This is a genomic window from Halobacteriovorax sp. GB3 (genome assembly GCF_028649655.1).
GTDB lineage: Bacteria > Bdellovibrionota > Bacteriovoracia > Bacteriovoracales > Bacteriovoracaceae > BSW11-IV.
Map to the genome: position 1 here is coordinate 74,870 of NZ_JAQSLN010000005.1, position 16,773 is coordinate 91,642.

Sequence of the window (16,773 nt, forward strand, 5' to 3'; positions counted from 1 at the left end):
TTTAGTTCTTTTTCGCCCTACTTACACTTTTTAAAAATAATGCGCCCATAACTCCAAAAATAATTGCTAACCAAATAGTTGTACTTACACCCTCTGGTTCATTTTCAGTTGAAGCCGGTTCACGGCCATCTCTCGACCTTACCGTTATTTGTGAATCAACAACTTTCTTTTTCGTTACGCGGTTAACATATCTGTCTGAGAAGATTTCATGTAACTCTTCACCGAATTTATCTCTAACAATCTCATTAAATTCTTCGTAAGAAATAACTCCGTACTTTTCATGGTTTGGAAAAACTGAAGAACGTAGCATCACACCTTCATCTCTATTTCTTTCGACTTTAAACTTTCCAGCAAGAAGTGAATTAACGGTATATCCATACTTAGAATTTCTAAGCATTAGAACAACTTCTTCACCTAATTTAAATTTTGGTGAACCAAATACTTTGTAAGTAACATCTTGCCACTCTCCACCTGGATACATAATTCTAAAGGCATTTTTATTAAGAACATCGTTATGCTTTATTCCAGCAGACTTAATTACTGTAAAAAGCCCTTCTGTTACAACCTGACCAGATGGAAGCTTTTTATAAGTTTGACCATTAAACACACCATGAACGACGGCATGTGAGTCATAGATTAATCTTTCAGGTGGGGTTGGTCTGAACGTCGTCGCTAATGTACTTGTGACGTACACTAATGAGAGCAATGTTATTTTCAGTAAATTAGTCATATTAAAATATTCCTTGGAGCCCATACTCATTGCTTATCGGAATATAAAGCCTATTCTTTACTGATTTTATCAGGTAATTGAACCCATTTAAATTTCGAACACTTAGACTACATTTTCATGATTTTATGAGCGTAATCCTCAAAGAATTCGTTCTCATCAATAAGAACGATTGTATTGTTCATAGACAAAAGCCTGTGTAGAAGTTCGACAATTTTGGCCATTTCTTTTTTTGAAAGTCCGAAAGAGAGGTTCTCAAAAAAGAGGACAGAATTGCTAATCTCTTTTTGCATGGCCGAAAGAAGTTTAAGACGCTGTCCTTCTCCTCCAGAGAGAGAACTCAACTCTCTATCGAGAGATAAATAATCTAGATTAAGAATTTTAATATACTCCCAAATTCTTTTCATTTTTGGCGTCATACGAACCTGAGGTAAAACTCTATTCATTGGAAGGCTAAATGATTCATGCACACTAAAGTTACCGTCATGTATCGTGGCATAAAGTGGTTTTAACTTCATCCCCTTACAGTCTTCACAGGTAAATTCCAGATCTTCTAAGAATTGCATATCGATAACTTTTGTTCCCTTTCCATCACAACTTGTACATTTTCCAAGATCTGAATTTGGAGAAAAGTTTCCAGCAAGGAGTCCCATACTTTTTGAAACGGGAAGATCTGCAAAGTGCTTTCTAAGTATTGGAGTAACACCAATCATTGTACCGACAGAGGAGCGGCTTGAAGACCTTAGTGGCGATGTACCAAACGAAAAAACATCCAAAGTATCCATCGGATATTGAAGCCCTTTTACTTTCGCATCGTTGAAAAATAATTTCTCACCTTTGATTTCATAGCTAAGTAAATTAGCTAAACCTTCAATAAGTAATTTTGTTTTAATACTTCCAGTTCCACCTTTCACTAAAGTTAATTGATTCAAAGGAAGTTTTATATTTTTTAAGGCATGATCCTCAATTGTTAGTTCTTTAAATTCTAGAGAACCTTTTCTTTTTTTATCATAGAGATCTTGTGGCAGATCATTGAATTTCGATTTCTTAAATTTGCCTTGGTAGACAACTTCTCCACCTTCATTTCCCGCTCCAGGACCCATAAGAATTACTTCATCACTCATTTTTTGTAAGTATTCAGAGTGATCTACCAAGATAATCGTATTACCTTGTTCTTTTAAATCTACTAAGCATTTCCATAAGGCTTCTTGCTCATTTTTAGTTAAGCCTAAAGAAGGTTCATCCAATACAAATAGCGACCCATTACCACTATAGGATAAATACTTAACAAGTAGTAAACGTTGATATTCTCCAGTAGAGATCGTGCGAGCTTTTTTAGTAAGGGGTAAATGGGAAAGCCCTAAGTGGTTAGCCTTTTCTAAAATCAAAACAGCATTCTCATAGCTAGACTTATACTTTGGCCAAAGATCACTCTTACTCAGATTACTCTTTAATTCTAAAAGAGAAATATAGGCCTCTCCTAGATTCATCGATAATAAATTTTCATAAGAAAGATCATTCAGTAAAACATTCAAAACATTTTGATTTACTCTTGTTCCGTTACAAACAGTACATACTCTTTCCGTTTGAATACTTCTAAGAAAAATTCTAACGCTTCGTTTGTATCTTTTAGACTCTAAGTAATCAAAAAGTTCATTGAAGCCACAATAGCTCCCCTTCCCATTATAAAGAAGTGTCATGAATGCCTTAGGAAGTTTTTCAATCGGCGTATCAAGGTCAAGGCCGGCCTTTTTCATTTCATTTTTTAGCCTTGAGTTCTCCATAGAGAGTCGCTTATTTGTTAAAAAAGAAACACCGTCCTCTCTTACAGACAAAGACGGATCTTTAATTAACTTTTTAATATCATACTCAAGAGTCATTCCATGTCCCTGACAATTATCACAGGCACCAAGTGCATTATATGGAGAAAAGTATTCGTAAGACTTAACTTCGACCTCTTCTGAATCACACTCTGGACAAACTCTATTGCTTTTAACTGGCAGATAAAAACTTTCAGCTAAGCTTTTAGAAACGATAAGAAAGTTTCCTCTAAACTCTGTCAGATTAAGCTCTTTGAAGCTCTTACTAACTTTATCCATTTTACTTTTCTTGAAGCGGAATAATTCAAAATAATAATCTTCTGAATTAAAATCACGAAGCTCAGTTAAATCAGCATCAACGGAGCGACTAGGCAGAACATGTGAAGAGACAACTTTCTGGTAATCATTTTTAGCAATAAAGCAGTGGTACACTTCCTCACTAGAGTCCTCTAGTAAAGACTGAAGCCTCTGCTCAATTCCCTTTTCAACATATTCAACTTCATGATCTGGACACGTATTTTTTCCCGCAAGATAAAAGATCTTTTGTACTTGATCAGATAGTCCAATAATATCAGCGACGGCAGGCCTTGAACCAATAATGGGATTGTTTTGAGCTAGGCCCCATACTGGAAGAACCGGATTTATCGAATCAACATCGACAACATTAGGAAGATCCCAAAAGAACTTCACATCACTTGGAAATGAGTTCATAAAACGTCTTTTAGATTCTGTTAAAAGCGTATGGAAAGCTAAAGTAGATTTTCCAGATCCTGATGGACCATAAAAACAAGTAATCGATCCTATTTTAATTTTAAGATCTATATTTTTGAGATTATTAGTTCTCGCGCCCTTGATATCGATATGAGTAAATTGATTCATCTCATCGTTATATCATGGAGATGATAAGCTGCACATAGACCTTAAGGCTCTATATTTTCTCGACAAAAATTCTCACCCTCAGGAACATTTAAATAGAGAAAGTTAATCAGTCTATCGTAATTCTCTGTTCGTTGGTAAAAGTCCCATAAAAGACAAAAAATCTCCTTCTTTTTATTCAAAGCTGTTTCCTCTGAAACTAAGACACTCTCAAGACCATCTGTTAGTTCTTTCATATAGGGAACATCTACAGAAATAGACGCCTCTTTTTTGAACTCACAAATGTAAAAATCTGCTCTTTCTTTAAGATTATTATCTTTTATTACTGTACTCATATATCTATTTTCAGTGGATTGTGATTCAATCATTAACTTATAGTTTGGATCATTTTTAACAGCAATTTCCTCCGTAATACTTGCCCCATCTAGCACAATTCCCAATTTTTTTTCCTCAGCATCAACTTCATACTCTTCTCCACTATGAAGAAGCTCATTAACAGCAAAATATATGTCCAAAAGCGCCTCACACTTTTTCTCTAAAGAAGAATCTACAAAGAAGCATTCTTCCTGTGCTTGAGCATAAGCTAATTCATAGACCTCTAGGAAATCATTTGCTTCTATATATTTTTTAATGAGTCGGAGCTCCTCGTCAGCAAGCTCAGGGAGGCTAGAATACTCTAAACTCTTGTGCATATGGAGAAACGAAAGGAACTTTGGAACACTCTGAAGCTCCAGAGTTTCTTGAGCTTTATTATTAACTTGTGTCTTTTCGACTCCGTTTATTTCTACATGCAACATAACTTTAGTAATGGACCCATTAGCAAAAGCATCTAGATGAAAAAAAATCAAGAAAACGCAGAAGACGAAACGATTCATGACTTTCTATTCGGAGAATTCAAAAATATAGTTAGAAAATAGATAGCCTTAAAAAAGTACAAAAAAAGCCCTCCATAAAGGAGGGCCTTGTAACGTATATCGAAAAAGTATTTTGATTAACGTTTCGAGAATTGGTATCTCGCTCTCGCACCTTTTTGACCGTATTTTTGTCTTTCAACTTTACGTGGGTCACGAGTTAAGAATCCAGCAGCTTTTAGCTCTGGTCTTGCAGCTGGATCAAGCTTAAGGATTGCTCTTGCAACACCTAGTCTTACCGCACCAGCTTGTCCAGTTGTTCCACCACCTTTAACATTGATGTTAAGGTCGTACTTATCAATCAGCTTAAGAAGCTTAAGTGGTTGATTAACAACGTATCTATCAGTTCCCTTTGGGAAATAATCTTTGATGTCTCTTTTGTTCACTGTGATCTTTCCAGAACCAGTTGCTACATAAACTCTAGCAACAGAAGTCTTTCTTCTACCTACAGCGTGTGCATCGTATGTTTTACCTTTAGTAGCCATAAAAAATCCTCTTTAACCTAAATTAGAAATTGTAAACTTCTGGTTTTTGAGCTTCGTGTGCATGTTCATTACCTGCAAACACTTTAAGCTTTTTCAGTTGTTGACGTCCAAGAGAGTTCTTTGGAAGCATCCCTTTAACAGCATTCATAACAACTTGCTCAGGCTTCTTAGCAAGAAGTTCTCTTGCAGTTGTTTCTTTTAGTCCACCAACATAACCAGAGTGCTTGTAATATTTCTTTTGGTCAAGCTTTCTACCAGTAAATCTAACTTTGTCAGCGTTTACAACTACAACGAAATCACCAGAGTCTGTGTGCGGAGTGTACTTTGGATTGTTCTTTCCTCTTAGGATGTCTGCAATCTCAGTAGCAAGTCTACCGACAACTTTGTCTGTTGCGTCTACTAGATACCATTTTTTGTCAGCATCAGCAGGTTTTAGTACAAAAGATTTTTGCGTATACATAATTTTTAACCTTCCACCTAATAATTAATAACATTTTCTTTTACATATTGGGGAAATGTAACGGGAATGTTGTCCTTTATAATTGACTATGGGGCCTCTAGTCAAGAGCTAAATTCTACCTAAGTAATTATTAATATGGCCTTTTAGAAGAAGCCAATTGATAAATGGAATCGACCAAAAGACTCTCTTTGCTGAGCATCATTTTCTCGCCTTTTAAGCTTGATTCCATAATCAAAATCCAGTGAACCTACTTGAGTCACAAATTTAAAAGTTCCACCCACAGCAGTACGTAATTTCAATGGCTTAAGACTATTTACATAAAGAGACCCTGCATCAAAGAATCCACCAATCACGACATTATCATTAATATAGTACCTAGGCTCTACCTTCAGGTTCAAGAAATAGGCCTTATCATTAATAATGACATCCCCTATATCGACCCCAGACTCAAGACGATTTATTTCATCAGAAGAAAAGCCTCGAACCTGATCGACACCTTCTAAACGAAAGACCTTTAGACTTGGAATATATCCAATAGGTACAGGGTTTCCAACTTCATCTTGTTCAATATTTCCATCAGCATCTTTTCTAAAACCAGTTGCAAAGTTTTTCTCAACACCACCGGCCAAAGAAGTTGCAATAACCAATGAATCAGTAACTGGTACATAAAAGCGATTTCTCGAAACTAGTTTATTAAAGTTAATGACTAGATCATCTTCTTCCATTGAATAGAAATAACTATTCGCAAACTCCCATGAGAGAGCAAAGTATGCACCTTTTTTTGGATTGGTTGGATCATCTCTTAAATCCCAACTGATAGAAGGAGTAAGCGAGCCAATCCTAAATGTATCGTTGTTAATCTCTCTCGTGGCGTCAAATTGTCGGATAACTTCTAACTGATAACGTAGCGAAGTAGAAACATTGTCTCCAAATGTTTTTGAAAGCTGTGGAGATAGCTTGAAAATATCAGCATCGAAACTCGAGAATCTCTTTCTTTGAAAAGACGCTGACATTTCGCCATCGAGTTTAGTTTTAATAAGATTATAGCCAACATAGGGTTCGTTAAAAGAGAACTTAACCAATCCCTCTAGCAGTCTTTTCTCTTCCTGCTTTCTTCTTTCATCTAGACCTTTAAAACTAAGTCTCAAGTTTCCTTGTACTTGCATACTTAAAGATCGGTTCATGCCACTAATGTTGTTTAGAACGACTCCTCCTGAAAACTTCGCCCCTAAATCGGTACGATAACCCGGAGCCACCTCAGCTTGACCAAAGTCTTTCTCTTTCAATTGAACAAGTAAATTAACTCTCGTTTCTCCATTCTTTTCATTTGATGAACCAATGTATGGAGTGACTCGAATTGCAGAGAATAATCCTAATAAAGTCAGACGATTTCGAATGTTCTGCATTTTCTTTGGCGTAATAATATCACCGCGTTTCATGAGAACTTCTCTATCAATAACTTGAAACTTAGTTTTTACATTTCCAGTTACAAGCAAGCTCTCAAAAACTGTTTTTGGGCCAGAAATAATATCTAACTGTAAGACTGCTTCTTTGTAGTTACTCGTATAAGTAACGATCTTTTTAGGATCTCTATTTCTATATTCAGCAAAATAATAACCTTTCTCACGAATGACATTGATTACTTTATCAAGATCTTTTTCAAGAGCAACGACATTTAAAGCGGCACCCTTCTTATTATGAATGCTTTTTAAAACATCTTCGAAAAGCTTATTATCAACACCCTTAATCTTTATTTCGTTAAGTGTTGTTTGTTGTCTTTCAATAATAAGAATATTAACCTCGGCCTCATCCTTCTCTTCATTGAAACGAATGACAGGCTTAACAATTTCCGAAAAAAGAAATCCGTTTTCTAGATACTTCTTTTTAATAATATCTTGAAATTCAGTTAAATAATTTTCATCCAAATAGTTGGCCTTAATAAGCGAGCTTCCCTTCTTATAAAAAACATCTGTCAAAAACTGCTTACTAAAGAATCGATTCCCTTCGAAAACTAAATTATTAACTTTAACCTTATTACCTTCTTTAAGCTCAACAAAGTAATGAATATATGGCAGACCATTTATATCTAACCCTCTTCTCTCATTGAAAAGAACGACAGTATTATAAAGTCCCCTCTTACCATACATTTCGAGAATCACTTCTTTTAGATCAGAGGAATTGAACTTGAATCCTTGAGATTTAACAATTGCTCTAATCTCCGTTACAAATTCTTGTTTTGAAAAGATTTTATTATTATAGAAATCAAAGGCATATCTCTTGCCTGGAATAACATCAATATTAAGACTTACGTTATCTTGCTTATCAAACTTTGGCGGTTTCAAGCTTAGCTTTATTTCATAAAATCCAAGAAGAAAGAGTTCATCTTGAATACCTTCTAGCTGAATCTGAAAACTGCTTTTGTCCCAAATTTTATTTTTTCGAGTTATCAACTTTGTCGAAATAAAGTCCTTTAACCATACAATATTTGATTCAACATTTATTGATGTAATTTTAGAGTATTTACCAAGAGTAACATCAAATGAAATATTAACGACTGATCCTGTCTCATTAACTTTCATCTTAACTTGTGAGTTAAAATAGCCGTGTTCCCTCAAATACTTTTTAGCATCATCATAGCTCTTTGCGAGTAGTTCTTCTGAATAGTAATCATCTATTTTCAAAGAGACTCTAGAGGAAATTTCATCGAGTGCGACATCTTCATCAAAAGTAAAAACAATATCATTAACTTTTCTTTTAATTCCAAGCTCAACTTCAACAACAATTTCGTTTTCGCCTTCATACACTTCATAAGCAAAAGTGTTAATGGACTGATCTAAAAGTTTGAAACGGAGTTGTTCACGGAGTAATTCGTTTGAAAACTCAAGGCCAATGATATCGTCAAATTTATCTTTGTACTCAGAACAAAGTGATTTAATGTCACATGTGACATTAAAGGTACTAATCTTCTTTGCGTAACTATTAAAAGAAACGACTAAAAAGAATATGAATGTCATTAATCTTAGAATGACCATCTATATTTTATATCCGCACCAATCGAGTCTGGAGTATCGACAGATTCTTCACTACTCGATTTGAGTTCATAAACCCCTTCAACAGAGAGGTTCTTATTTATATTATAGTTTAAATTCATTTCTTGTTTTTGCTCTAACGAACCACCTATCGTACTAGATAATGATAAATCCATCGAGTTTGTTATTTGTTTTTGTACTTTAACCTTAGTAGCACTTTTAAATCTAGATACATCTCCATCACTTACTCCTGATTTTCCCTGTAAAAGTGTATCCTCATTCTCTCCAAATTCAGGAAGAACACTCAATCTTAGTCCCAAAGATGAATTTAGTCCTTCGTTAATTTTAAGTTGATCAACAAGTAAAGTTCCTAGACCTAATGTCGTAACATTCTGTCTTTCTCGAGACTGTAGTCCTTGTGAGATATCGGAAGTAACACCTAGAGTAAGAAGAGACAAGATATCCTCTTGGACTAGGAATGGCTCCGCAGAAAGATTAATATTTAAGTCATTTGATTTCCCACCAACTTCTAGCTTTATGTCATATTGATTAATTCTAGATTGAGCAGAAAAAAATAATTCAGGAGTTGACCCGATTGATTCATCATCAAAATTTACTTTCCCTTCGTAGAGAATAAATTCATGTCCTTTGAATTTAAATTTACTGATCGAAGGTATAAATAGGAGATTACCAAAGACTTTTGGTCTAATTGGACTCCCAGTAATTCTCGCTTTTCCAGTAAATTGAAGATCGGACAAACTATTTTTTACAAATAAAGGGCTATCTGTATTTAAGTTAATATCTAAATCAAAAAAGCGAGTATTATCGATATTCGTTTTATCTGGAATGAACTGATACACACTTGAAGGAATGATTTCACTCTTAGAGAATTCATCAAATTCATCACTATAACTACCAGCTTTTAAAATAACATCTCCCTGAATTTTATAAGGAAAACTCTCTCCAATAATTTTTGAGTTTGCTGAAACAACAACACCAGATTTCTTAAAAAATGGAATATATGCACTATCTACTTTAATATTTATATCAGATCGAGGAAATGGAAATACAAATTCTACGATTCCATTCGATGTTATGATTCCTCCACCAAATTTGGCACTAGCTTCCTCTAGCAACAGATTCTTACCATCAAGAATTATTTTTGCGTTAATATCTGTTATGACATTTGGAAGTTTTTCTATCTTTGCTGAGACATCACTTACTTCTAATTCATAAAAATTATCAACCTGACCTATTTCCCCAACAAAGACTCCTCGTCCTCTTATTAAACCTGATATCTTATGAATTTTTGGAGTTAATACTTCGGCCCAATCGGCATCGAGGACGAGTTCTTGTTCAATTCGAAGCCCCTTTTCAATAGAGCCACTGAAAACTGTTTTAATTCCCTTGTCTCTATGCTTTAAAAAGAATTCACCCTTGGTCACGATACCGTTATTTAAAACGAGACTCTTCTTCCCAGGAAGGAGAATTGTAGATCCACCTCTGCGAACAGCGAACTCATCAAGAGTTAAATTCAAATTAATATTCTTAAGGTCTTCATAGTTAAAATTACTATCCAGTAGCCCTCGCACCCTTCCTGTAATTGAACGATCTCTTATATTGTGGTCTGAGATAATACCAAGAATTTCCCTCAGATTATCAAAGTCAAAGAGTATATTTATCTTAACATCTTTAGAGTCTGTATTAATTTCTGAAACGATAGCTATTTCATCACCAAGACCTTCGGCCCTAACATTCAATCTTTTATCAACATATTTAAATTTTAATTCTGAGTCACCGACTTTAACATTGTTGATTTGAGAACCAAGTAAGCTTATATCCCCCTGAATTATTGATTCACCAAATTTCTTTTTAAGGGAAATATTTGATTTAACAAACCCATCTAAACCAAGTCCTGTAAGACGATAAAAGTCACTATCTTTCAATCTAAAACTATTTAGCCGAATATTTAATTCATCCATTTCACCCTGATAAAAATGAATATTTCCAGCTAATTTACCGTTAGACTTTTTGAAGACAACATCATTAATAAAAATATCTCGACTATCGATACTGAAGTTAGCCTTTGCATCTTCAAAAGTTTCACCGTAAAGATCAATATCTTCTAAATCTATTTCACCCTTCAGTTTAACATCATCAAGACTACCAGACAGTCTCATATCCACTTCAGCATTAGCTCTAATTTTTTCAGGAATAGTCAAAGGAATCTTCTTAAAGAAGTCCTCTGTAATATACTTCATATCAAGATAAGTGATCTTTGGAATATCGAATTTAATATCAAGATTGTTTTGACTAAAATCAATAAAACCTTCAGCATTACCATCAGTAGAATCGAATTTAAAAACGGTATCGTTAATGAGTATCTTGTTACGACTAAGGTCATAAAAGATATTTCCCTTTGCTTTTTTTGTTTTGAAATCAAGAAGACCAAAGTCTTCAAGATCTAAATCAACATTGAAGGTAACATCGCCTTGATAGTTACCATTAATAATAACCTTGGCCTTTCCTTTCCCATCGATAGGAAATTCCATAATTTTTCCAAACTCAGCAAAATCAAAATTATTATTGGCTAGTTCGAAAAAGATCGTATTATTCCCAACCTTACCAGTTACATTAAATTTTGTATAACTCCCTGAGATAGCATCTAGTCTAAAAAAGACCGAAAGATCTTCATTTAAAACGATCTGAGAATCTGAAAAAGTAATATCCTTTGGGGACAAAACAACTGGGCTTTGTTCATCTAAAACGTATTTTGTCTGCTTTAATTTTGTCCCGGATAAAATATGAAAGAGCCAAGTATCTTTTATAAACTCTATCTCTAACTCTCCATTAATAAATCCCTTTAATCCATCCAGGCTATCTTTAATGGCATATAGAGCGTCGTTTGTATGAAAATCGTTGGCCTTAATATGAAATTTAAGTTGATCCAATTTATTGATATTTACTTCAATAGGTTTTGAGTTTTCAATTGACCCTTCTCCCCTTTTAAGAAATGCCTTACTGGCCGATAAATTCCCATCTTTATATCGACCTTTACTTTCAAAATAATCATAATGAAAATAACTTGATATCCCTTCCCAACTTTTAATCACGAAGTCTGCTTGGGGATCTGATACATTTCCTTTTGATGTCACTTCAAATTCAACATATCCATCAATTTTTTCGTCAAAGCCTTTTATTTCATCGATAATATCCTGAATACCTCCAGAATATTTCATTTTAAGATCGTGAGTACCATTTTTGAGATCATCAACAATTTCTCCACTCAGAGAAAGTTTATTGAGGCCGTCTTCAATCATTAAGTTCTTAATTCTCAATTTATTTGCGCTCAGCTCTGTTTGAAAATCGATACTATCTCTTTGAAGATACTTATCAATATTTGTTTCACCACTTCGAACACTATTGATCTTCCCATTCACCTCTATACTTTTAGAAAAGTCAGATAGTTCGATATTATCGATATAAATGATCGCATCATTTATAAATACTGACGTTTTATTTACATACACTCGAGAAACTTTAACAGGTAGTTTCGTATCAATTGCTTGTCGTATTTCTTGAAATATATTTTTTAACTTGAAGTCTTCTCTTTTGCTTGATTCCTTTGACTCAGGAATACTTCCATATATTTCTGCACCATAGATATCAAAAGAACTAATAGATAACTCTTTCTTGAAGAAATCTAAAATACCAAATTTGAGTGCTACTTCTTTTGATTGAAAATCTATCCAGCCATCATTTAGTTTCTTCTTAACTTTTATATCTTTTAAAATTGTAGCTGGAGGAAAGAAACCAACTCCAATTTGTTTAAACTCTAAACTCAAGTCGGCTTTATCTTGAGCAATCTTTTGGACCTGCTTAGATAAATATTCCCCTACCATCTCACTTTGCAACAAAGATCGTGCTCCATAAATAGTTATGGATATTAGCAAAACAAATATTAATAAAAATGTATTTACTTTACCTAATCTCATTTAACCTCTGCTTCACTAGTCGATAGTTTTTGTCGACAGCAAAGACTCTTGCATAGTATTTCATGGCCTCTAATTTTCTACCTATTTTTCTATAACACTCTCCAACGATGTAGTAAAAATCTATTCGTTCATCTTCTGTAAAAGGGATTTCATCAATTGCGGCTTCCGCTCTATTTAACGCTTTATAATATTCCTTATCTTGAAACAAAGCATTCACTATTAGATATTCTCTTTTTACAATTTCTTTTAAGTCTTCTGTCTCACTCAAAGATTCAATCATACTTACAACAACAGTTGGAAGTTCCATCATCAAAAGAGCAATAGATAGATCATAGTATTGTTCATCGAGTTCTTCTTTGGACGAGTTCTCAATAAGCTTTTTAACATATGACTCTATTTCACTTGTTTTCTCTTCAGGCTCTTCTGAATACTTATTAATTATCTTCGTAAAATCTGTAGTTACGTCTCTATTAATCGCTAGCGCTTTAGAACCCTTCTTTCTCAGTTTCTCATCTTCAAAATCACTAATTAGAGTACTGTCACTTCCCCTGGCCTTTAGTTCATTAATTAGTTCTTCTGCTTTTTCTTCCTCACCCATTTGAATGAGAAAATTTATTCTATTTTCAATCTCTTGCTCTTCTGTCAAAACATCTATCGCAAAGAGATCAGTTCCAAGATCAATCTCATCTCGATAATCAAATTCTTCAAAATTTCGAACTTCCATATCCATTGCAAGAAGTTCATCTTTTTGATTCTCTGTTAATAAATCAGAAAAATATTTTTCACTTAAAACTTTGATTAAAAGGTCACACAGCTGTCTTCTTTTTAATTCAAATGACTTTTTCAAAAGAAAAAAGAGTGTCTCCTTTTCCTTAGGTTCATGAATTAAAATCTGTAAGCATGATGAAAAGAATTCTTCATCTTCTAGGCCTAGGTTTAGAGCGAGCTTTTTATATTCATATTTTTTTAACCATTCTTTTTTATGATTTGATAGTTCAAGCTCACTCATAAAAATTTTGTATTCGTTTTCAGAGCTTATAAGATTAAAAACACTTGTTTCGCCCTTCTCTATCATCACTCTAAATTTCGCTCTAATCAGCTTTGAGCGAGGCACATTGATATCATTCATCTCTTCTATAAAAGACATGGCCTGATCAAAAAGTTTTTCATCTAAGAGTTTATTTAACATCTTGGAAGCCAACTTCTTTGCTTCAGCGATTTCACCTATCAAAATATAAGACTTAAAAATTTTATAAGTTACTGAGAAGCGAAGATCTCTTACAAGATTCTCCTCATAGAATTTAACAATGTTTAAGGCATCATCTGCAACAATTAAAGTCTCAATACAAGCTTCAACAGTCGACCTAATGTTAAGCTCTAATTTCTTTTTTATATGAATGGATAAATTAAAGAATTCGATTTTTTCTTTAGAGGTGAAATGTTCAATTTCTTTTTCAATACTTTTCAAGCATGCAAAAGCATCATGGATTTTTCCACTCGAATATAGCATTTGCAATTTTGAAAGAACCAAAGGGCCTCCTAAAAAAAGTAAATATTAGAGTTAGAAACTCAAGTTTAAACTTGAGTTCTAACTCCTTTATTTTACTTCATTTTAAGAGCAAGAAAGTTTGTAGCGTAATTATTTCCCCTGAAGTCAGGGTCATCAATTATCGATAAATGTAGATCTTTATTTGTCTTAATTCCATCAATGAATGTTTCATTAAGAGCACGTCTCATTCTATCTAAACACTCATCTCTGTTACGAGCTGTAACGATAACTTTTGCAATCATCGAATCATAAAATGGTGGTACCTTGTAACCAGAGTAGATGAAATCATCAACTCTAACTCCAATACCAGCTGGGCGGTGATAATAGATAATCTCACCTGGAGATGGCATGGAAGTAACAGGATCTTCAGCATTAATACGGCATTCAATAGAGTGTCCAGAGAACTTAATGTCTTCTTGTTTAAACTCTAGTACTTCATTTTCAGCTGAACGAATTTGTTGAGCAATTAAGTCAACACCTGTTCTTTGTTCAGTTACAGGGTGTTCTACCTGAATTCTTGTGTTCATTTCCATGAAGTAGAATTTTTGCTCGTCTTGATCGTAAAGATATTCAACCGTTCCAACAGAGTCATAACCAACGTGCTTTGCTAGATCAACAGCAGATTGGCAAATTTCTTGACGCTTTTGTTCTGTTAAAACAGGACAAGGCGACTCTTCAACAACTTTTTGAAATCTTCTCTGAACAGTACAATCTCTTTCACCAAGGTGAATCACATTGCCATGCTTATCTGCAAGAATCTGAACTTCAACGTGTCTTGGGTTTGTAATGAATTTTTCTACAAATAATGTATCATCACCAAATCCAGCTTTCGCTTCCGTCTTCAGTCTTGTAATAGCAGGTAGAAGATTTTTTGGGTCGTCGATCATTTGCATCCCGCGTCCACCACCTCCGGCAGATGCTTTGATAAGAACAGGGTAGCCCATTCTCTCTACATCAGCGACGATATCAGAGTCAGTTCTTCCATTCACCTTAATTGGCTTTAGAATTGGAATACCTGCGGCTTCAGCAAGCTCTTTTGAAAGAATCTTACTTCCCATTTTGTCGATACATTCAACATTTGGTCCAATAAACTCAATACCCCATTTAGCACAAAGTTCAGCAAATTCTTTATTCTCTGAAAGAAAACCAAACCCTGGGTGAATTGCTTCAGCACCAGTGATCTCTGCTGCAGAAAGAATTGCTGGAATATTAAGATATGAAAGAGCTGACTTTGCAGGACCAATACAGACCGACTCATCAGCAAGCTTTACGTGAAGCGAGTTTTCATCAGCTGTCGAATGAACACAAACTGTTTCAATACCAAGCTCTTTACACGTTCTAAGAATACGAACCGCAATTTCTCCACGGTTCGCAATTAAGATTTTTTTAAATTTCATGACGACCTCTAAATTAAGGTTTGATTTTGAAAAGAACTTGTCCAAACTCAACGTATGTTTCGTTCTCTACACAAACCTCAACAATCTCACCAGAAACATCTGACTCAATTTCATTCATGATCTTCATGGCTTCAACAATACACATGACTTTACCACTTGAAACTCTATCTCCAACTTTTGCATATACGTCAGCATCAGGAGATGGTGATGCATAAAAAGTTCCAACAAAAGGAGAAGTAATTTCAAGAAGACCAGAGTCAGCAGAAGTCGCTGCCTTAGACTGTGGGGCTACCTGAGGAGCCGCAGCGGCTGCAACGATTGGAGCAACAGGAGCAACAGTTCCAGCGGTTGGAAATTCAACAGAAAATTTTTCTTTACCTGCTTCATATTCAAGTGAGCTAGCACCTGCTTCTTTTGCGATTTCAATAAATTCTTTTAGCTTTTCAAAATCCATGACTGCCTCGATTGCTATCTATTAGCTTTTAACACGCTCTACGTATTCACCTGTACGTGTATCAATTTTTAATAATTCACCTTCGTTGATGAAAAGTGGTACGTTTACCTGAAGCCCAGTTTCCATAATGGCCTTTTTCAGTCCACCTTGTGCAGTGTCACCTTTAAGTCCAGGGTCTGTTTGTGTAACTTTCAGCTCAACGAAGTTTGGAAGTTCAATAGAAATTGGATTTCCTTTATAGTAAAGAACATACAATTTAATCCCTTCTTGAAGGTAATTAACTGCATCCCCACATTGTTCAGTTGTAACGTGAATTGTTTCGTAAGTAGACTGGTCCATGAAGTTAAATCCGTCAGTATCTCCATACATATACTCAACTTCTTTTTCATCTAGATCTGGCTTCATTACACCTGTTGAAACACCAGACTTATAAGTTCTTTCTAAAACGTTTCCGTTTTCAAGGTTTTTAAGTTTAACTTTATAGAAAGCAGAACCTTTTCCAGGGTTTGTGAAGTCACATTTAACGATAAGATATGGCTTATCATCAACTTCTACTTTAAGACCTTTTCTAAAATCTGTAGTTTGAAATTCCATTATTAATTTCCTTTATTTAACTGAGTTAAAATTCCGAATAAATAAGCATTTTTTCCTAGGCCCTCCATTATGATTGTGGAGGCTTTGGCCGTCAACTTGACCTGTCTAAAGGTCTCTCTCTGATGAGTGTTACTTAAATGAACTTCAACAATTGGTATTGATAACATTTTCAGTGCATCCAAGATTGCGACACTCGTATGAGAATACGCGGCAGGATTAATAATTAAAGCTGAAAAGTCAGATTCCACTAATCCCTGTATTTTATCTATTATTTCGGTTTCTGAATTTGACTGAAACCAGTTGATTTGAACACTGTGTCCCATCTTTGAAAGTGTAGATTCTGTATAGTCTTGAATATCGTTTAAAGAGTCATTTCCATAGATAGAAGCTTCTCTTTTTCCCAACATATTTAAATTAGGTCCATTAATGACCATAAATTTCATTGCCATCAGGCACTCCACTTTTTCACGGTGCAC

12 protein-coding genes are annotated in these 16,773 nt (G+C 34.5%); all 12 read right to left on the bottom strand.

The genetic code is table 11. The annotated features are described in order from the left end of the window. Position 1: 1 nt before the first annotated feature. Entirely contained in the window at positions 2-730 is a 729-nt protein-coding gene (locus tag HBN50_RS15840) for a hypothetical protein (protein WP_273871674.1), read from the bottom strand. 107 nt (positions 731-837) lie between these two features. Continuing rightward, positions 838-3,426 (bottom strand): hypothetical protein, encoded by a 2,589-nt coding sequence (locus HBN50_RS15845; protein ID WP_273871675.1) that lies wholly within the window; start codon positions 3,424-3,426, stop codon positions 838-840. A gap of 41 nt (positions 3,427-3,467) precedes the next feature. Next, a complete protein-coding gene (locus tag HBN50_RS15850) occupies positions 3,468-4,220 on the bottom strand; it encodes a hypothetical protein (protein ID WP_273871676.1) in 753 nt (250 codons plus the stop codon). Between the two features lie 194 nt (positions 4,221-4,414). Then, positions 4,415-4,819, bottom strand: coding sequence for a 30S ribosomal protein S9 (rpsI, locus tag HBN50_RS15855; protein ID WP_273871678.1), 405 nt, complete (start codon positions 4,817-4,819; stop codon positions 4,415-4,417). A gap of 22 nt (positions 4,820-4,841) precedes the next feature. Next, a complete protein-coding gene (gene rplM / locus HBN50_RS15860; protein ID WP_273871679.1) occupies positions 4,842-5,279 on the bottom strand; it encodes a 50S ribosomal protein L13 in 438 nt (145 codons plus the stop codon). Between the two features lie 143 nt (positions 5,280-5,422). Next, positions 5,423-8,311 (bottom strand): POTRA domain-containing protein, encoded by a 2,889-nt coding sequence (locus HBN50_RS15865; RefSeq protein WP_273871681.1) that lies wholly within the window; start codon positions 8,309-8,311, stop codon positions 5,423-5,425. Continuing rightward, positions 8,299-12,225: a translocation/assembly module TamB domain-containing protein gene (locus tag HBN50_RS15870; RefSeq protein WP_273871683.1), complete on the bottom strand. Its 3,927-nt coding sequence runs from the start codon at positions 12,223-12,225 to the stop codon at positions 8,299-8,301. Before HBN50_RS15870 ends, HBN50_RS15865 begins: the two co-directional genes overlap by 13 nt. 64 nt (positions 12,226-12,289) lie before the next feature. Further along, a complete protein-coding gene (locus tag HBN50_RS15875) occupies positions 12,290-13,834 on the bottom strand; it encodes a hypothetical protein (protein WP_273871684.1) in 1,545 nt (514 codons plus the stop codon). Between the two features lie 71 nt (positions 13,835-13,905). Next, positions 13,906-15,249, bottom strand: coding sequence for an acetyl-CoA carboxylase biotin carboxylase subunit (accC, locus tag HBN50_RS15880; RefSeq protein ID WP_273871685.1), 1,344 nt, complete (start codon positions 15,247-15,249; stop codon positions 13,906-13,908). 13 nt (positions 15,250-15,262) lie between these two features. Further along, on the bottom strand, positions 15,263-15,703 hold the full coding sequence (gene accB, locus HBN50_RS15885; protein ID WP_273871686.1) for an acetyl-CoA carboxylase biotin carboxyl carrier protein: 441 nt from the start codon (positions 15,701-15,703) through the stop codon (positions 15,263-15,265). Positions 15,704-15,724: 21 nt separating this feature from the next. Continuing rightward, a complete protein-coding gene (gene efp, locus HBN50_RS15890; protein WP_273871687.1) occupies positions 15,725-16,297 on the bottom strand; it encodes an elongation factor P in 573 nt (190 codons plus the stop codon). 2 nt (positions 16,298-16,299) lie between these two features. Then, positions 16,300-16,746, bottom strand: a complete 447-nt coding sequence (locus HBN50_RS15895) for a type II 3-dehydroquinate dehydratase (protein WP_273871689.1) — start codon at positions 16,744-16,746, stop codon at positions 16,300-16,302. Positions 16,747-16,773: the final 27 nt, after the last annotated feature.

What these genes read in the sequence shown, in the direction of transcription:
- HBN50_RS15840 (WP_273871674.1), bottom strand. Translation starts at nt 730, where the DNA reads ATGACTAATTTACTGAAAATAACATTGCTCTCATTAGTGTACGTCACA.
- HBN50_RS15845 (WP_273871675.1), bottom strand. Translation starts at nt 3,426, where the DNA reads ATGAATCAATTTACTCATATCGATATCAAGGGCGCGAGAACTAATAAT.
- HBN50_RS15850 (WP_273871676.1), bottom strand. Translation starts at nt 4,220, where the DNA reads ATGTTGCATGTAGAAATAAACGGAGTCGAAAAGACACAAGTTAATAAT.
- rpsI (WP_273871678.1), bottom strand. Translation starts at nt 4,819, where the DNA reads ATGGCTACTAAAGGTAAAACATACGATGCACACGCTGTAGGTAGAAGA.
- rplM (WP_273871679.1), bottom strand. Translation starts at nt 5,279, where the DNA reads ATGTATACGCAAAAATCTTTTGTACTAAAACCTGCTGATGCTGACAAA.
- HBN50_RS15865 (WP_273871681.1), bottom strand. Translation starts at nt 8,311, where the DNA reads ATGGTCATTCTAAGATTAATGACATTCATATTCTTTTTAGTCGTTTCT.
- accC (WP_273871685.1), bottom strand. Translation starts at nt 15,249, where the DNA reads ATGAAATTTAAAAAAATCTTAATTGCGAACCGTGGAGAAATTGCGGTT.
- accB (WP_273871686.1), bottom strand. Translation starts at nt 15,703, where the DNA reads ATGGATTTTGAAAAGCTAAAAGAATTTATTGAAATCGCAAAAGAAGCA.
- efp (WP_273871687.1), bottom strand. Translation starts at nt 16,297, where the DNA reads ATGGAATTTCAAACTACAGATTTTAGAAAAGGTCTTAAAGTAGAAGTT.
- HBN50_RS15895 (WP_273871689.1), bottom strand. Translation starts at nt 16,746, where the DNA reads ATGGCAATGAAATTTATGGTCATTAATGGACCTAATTTAAATATGTTG.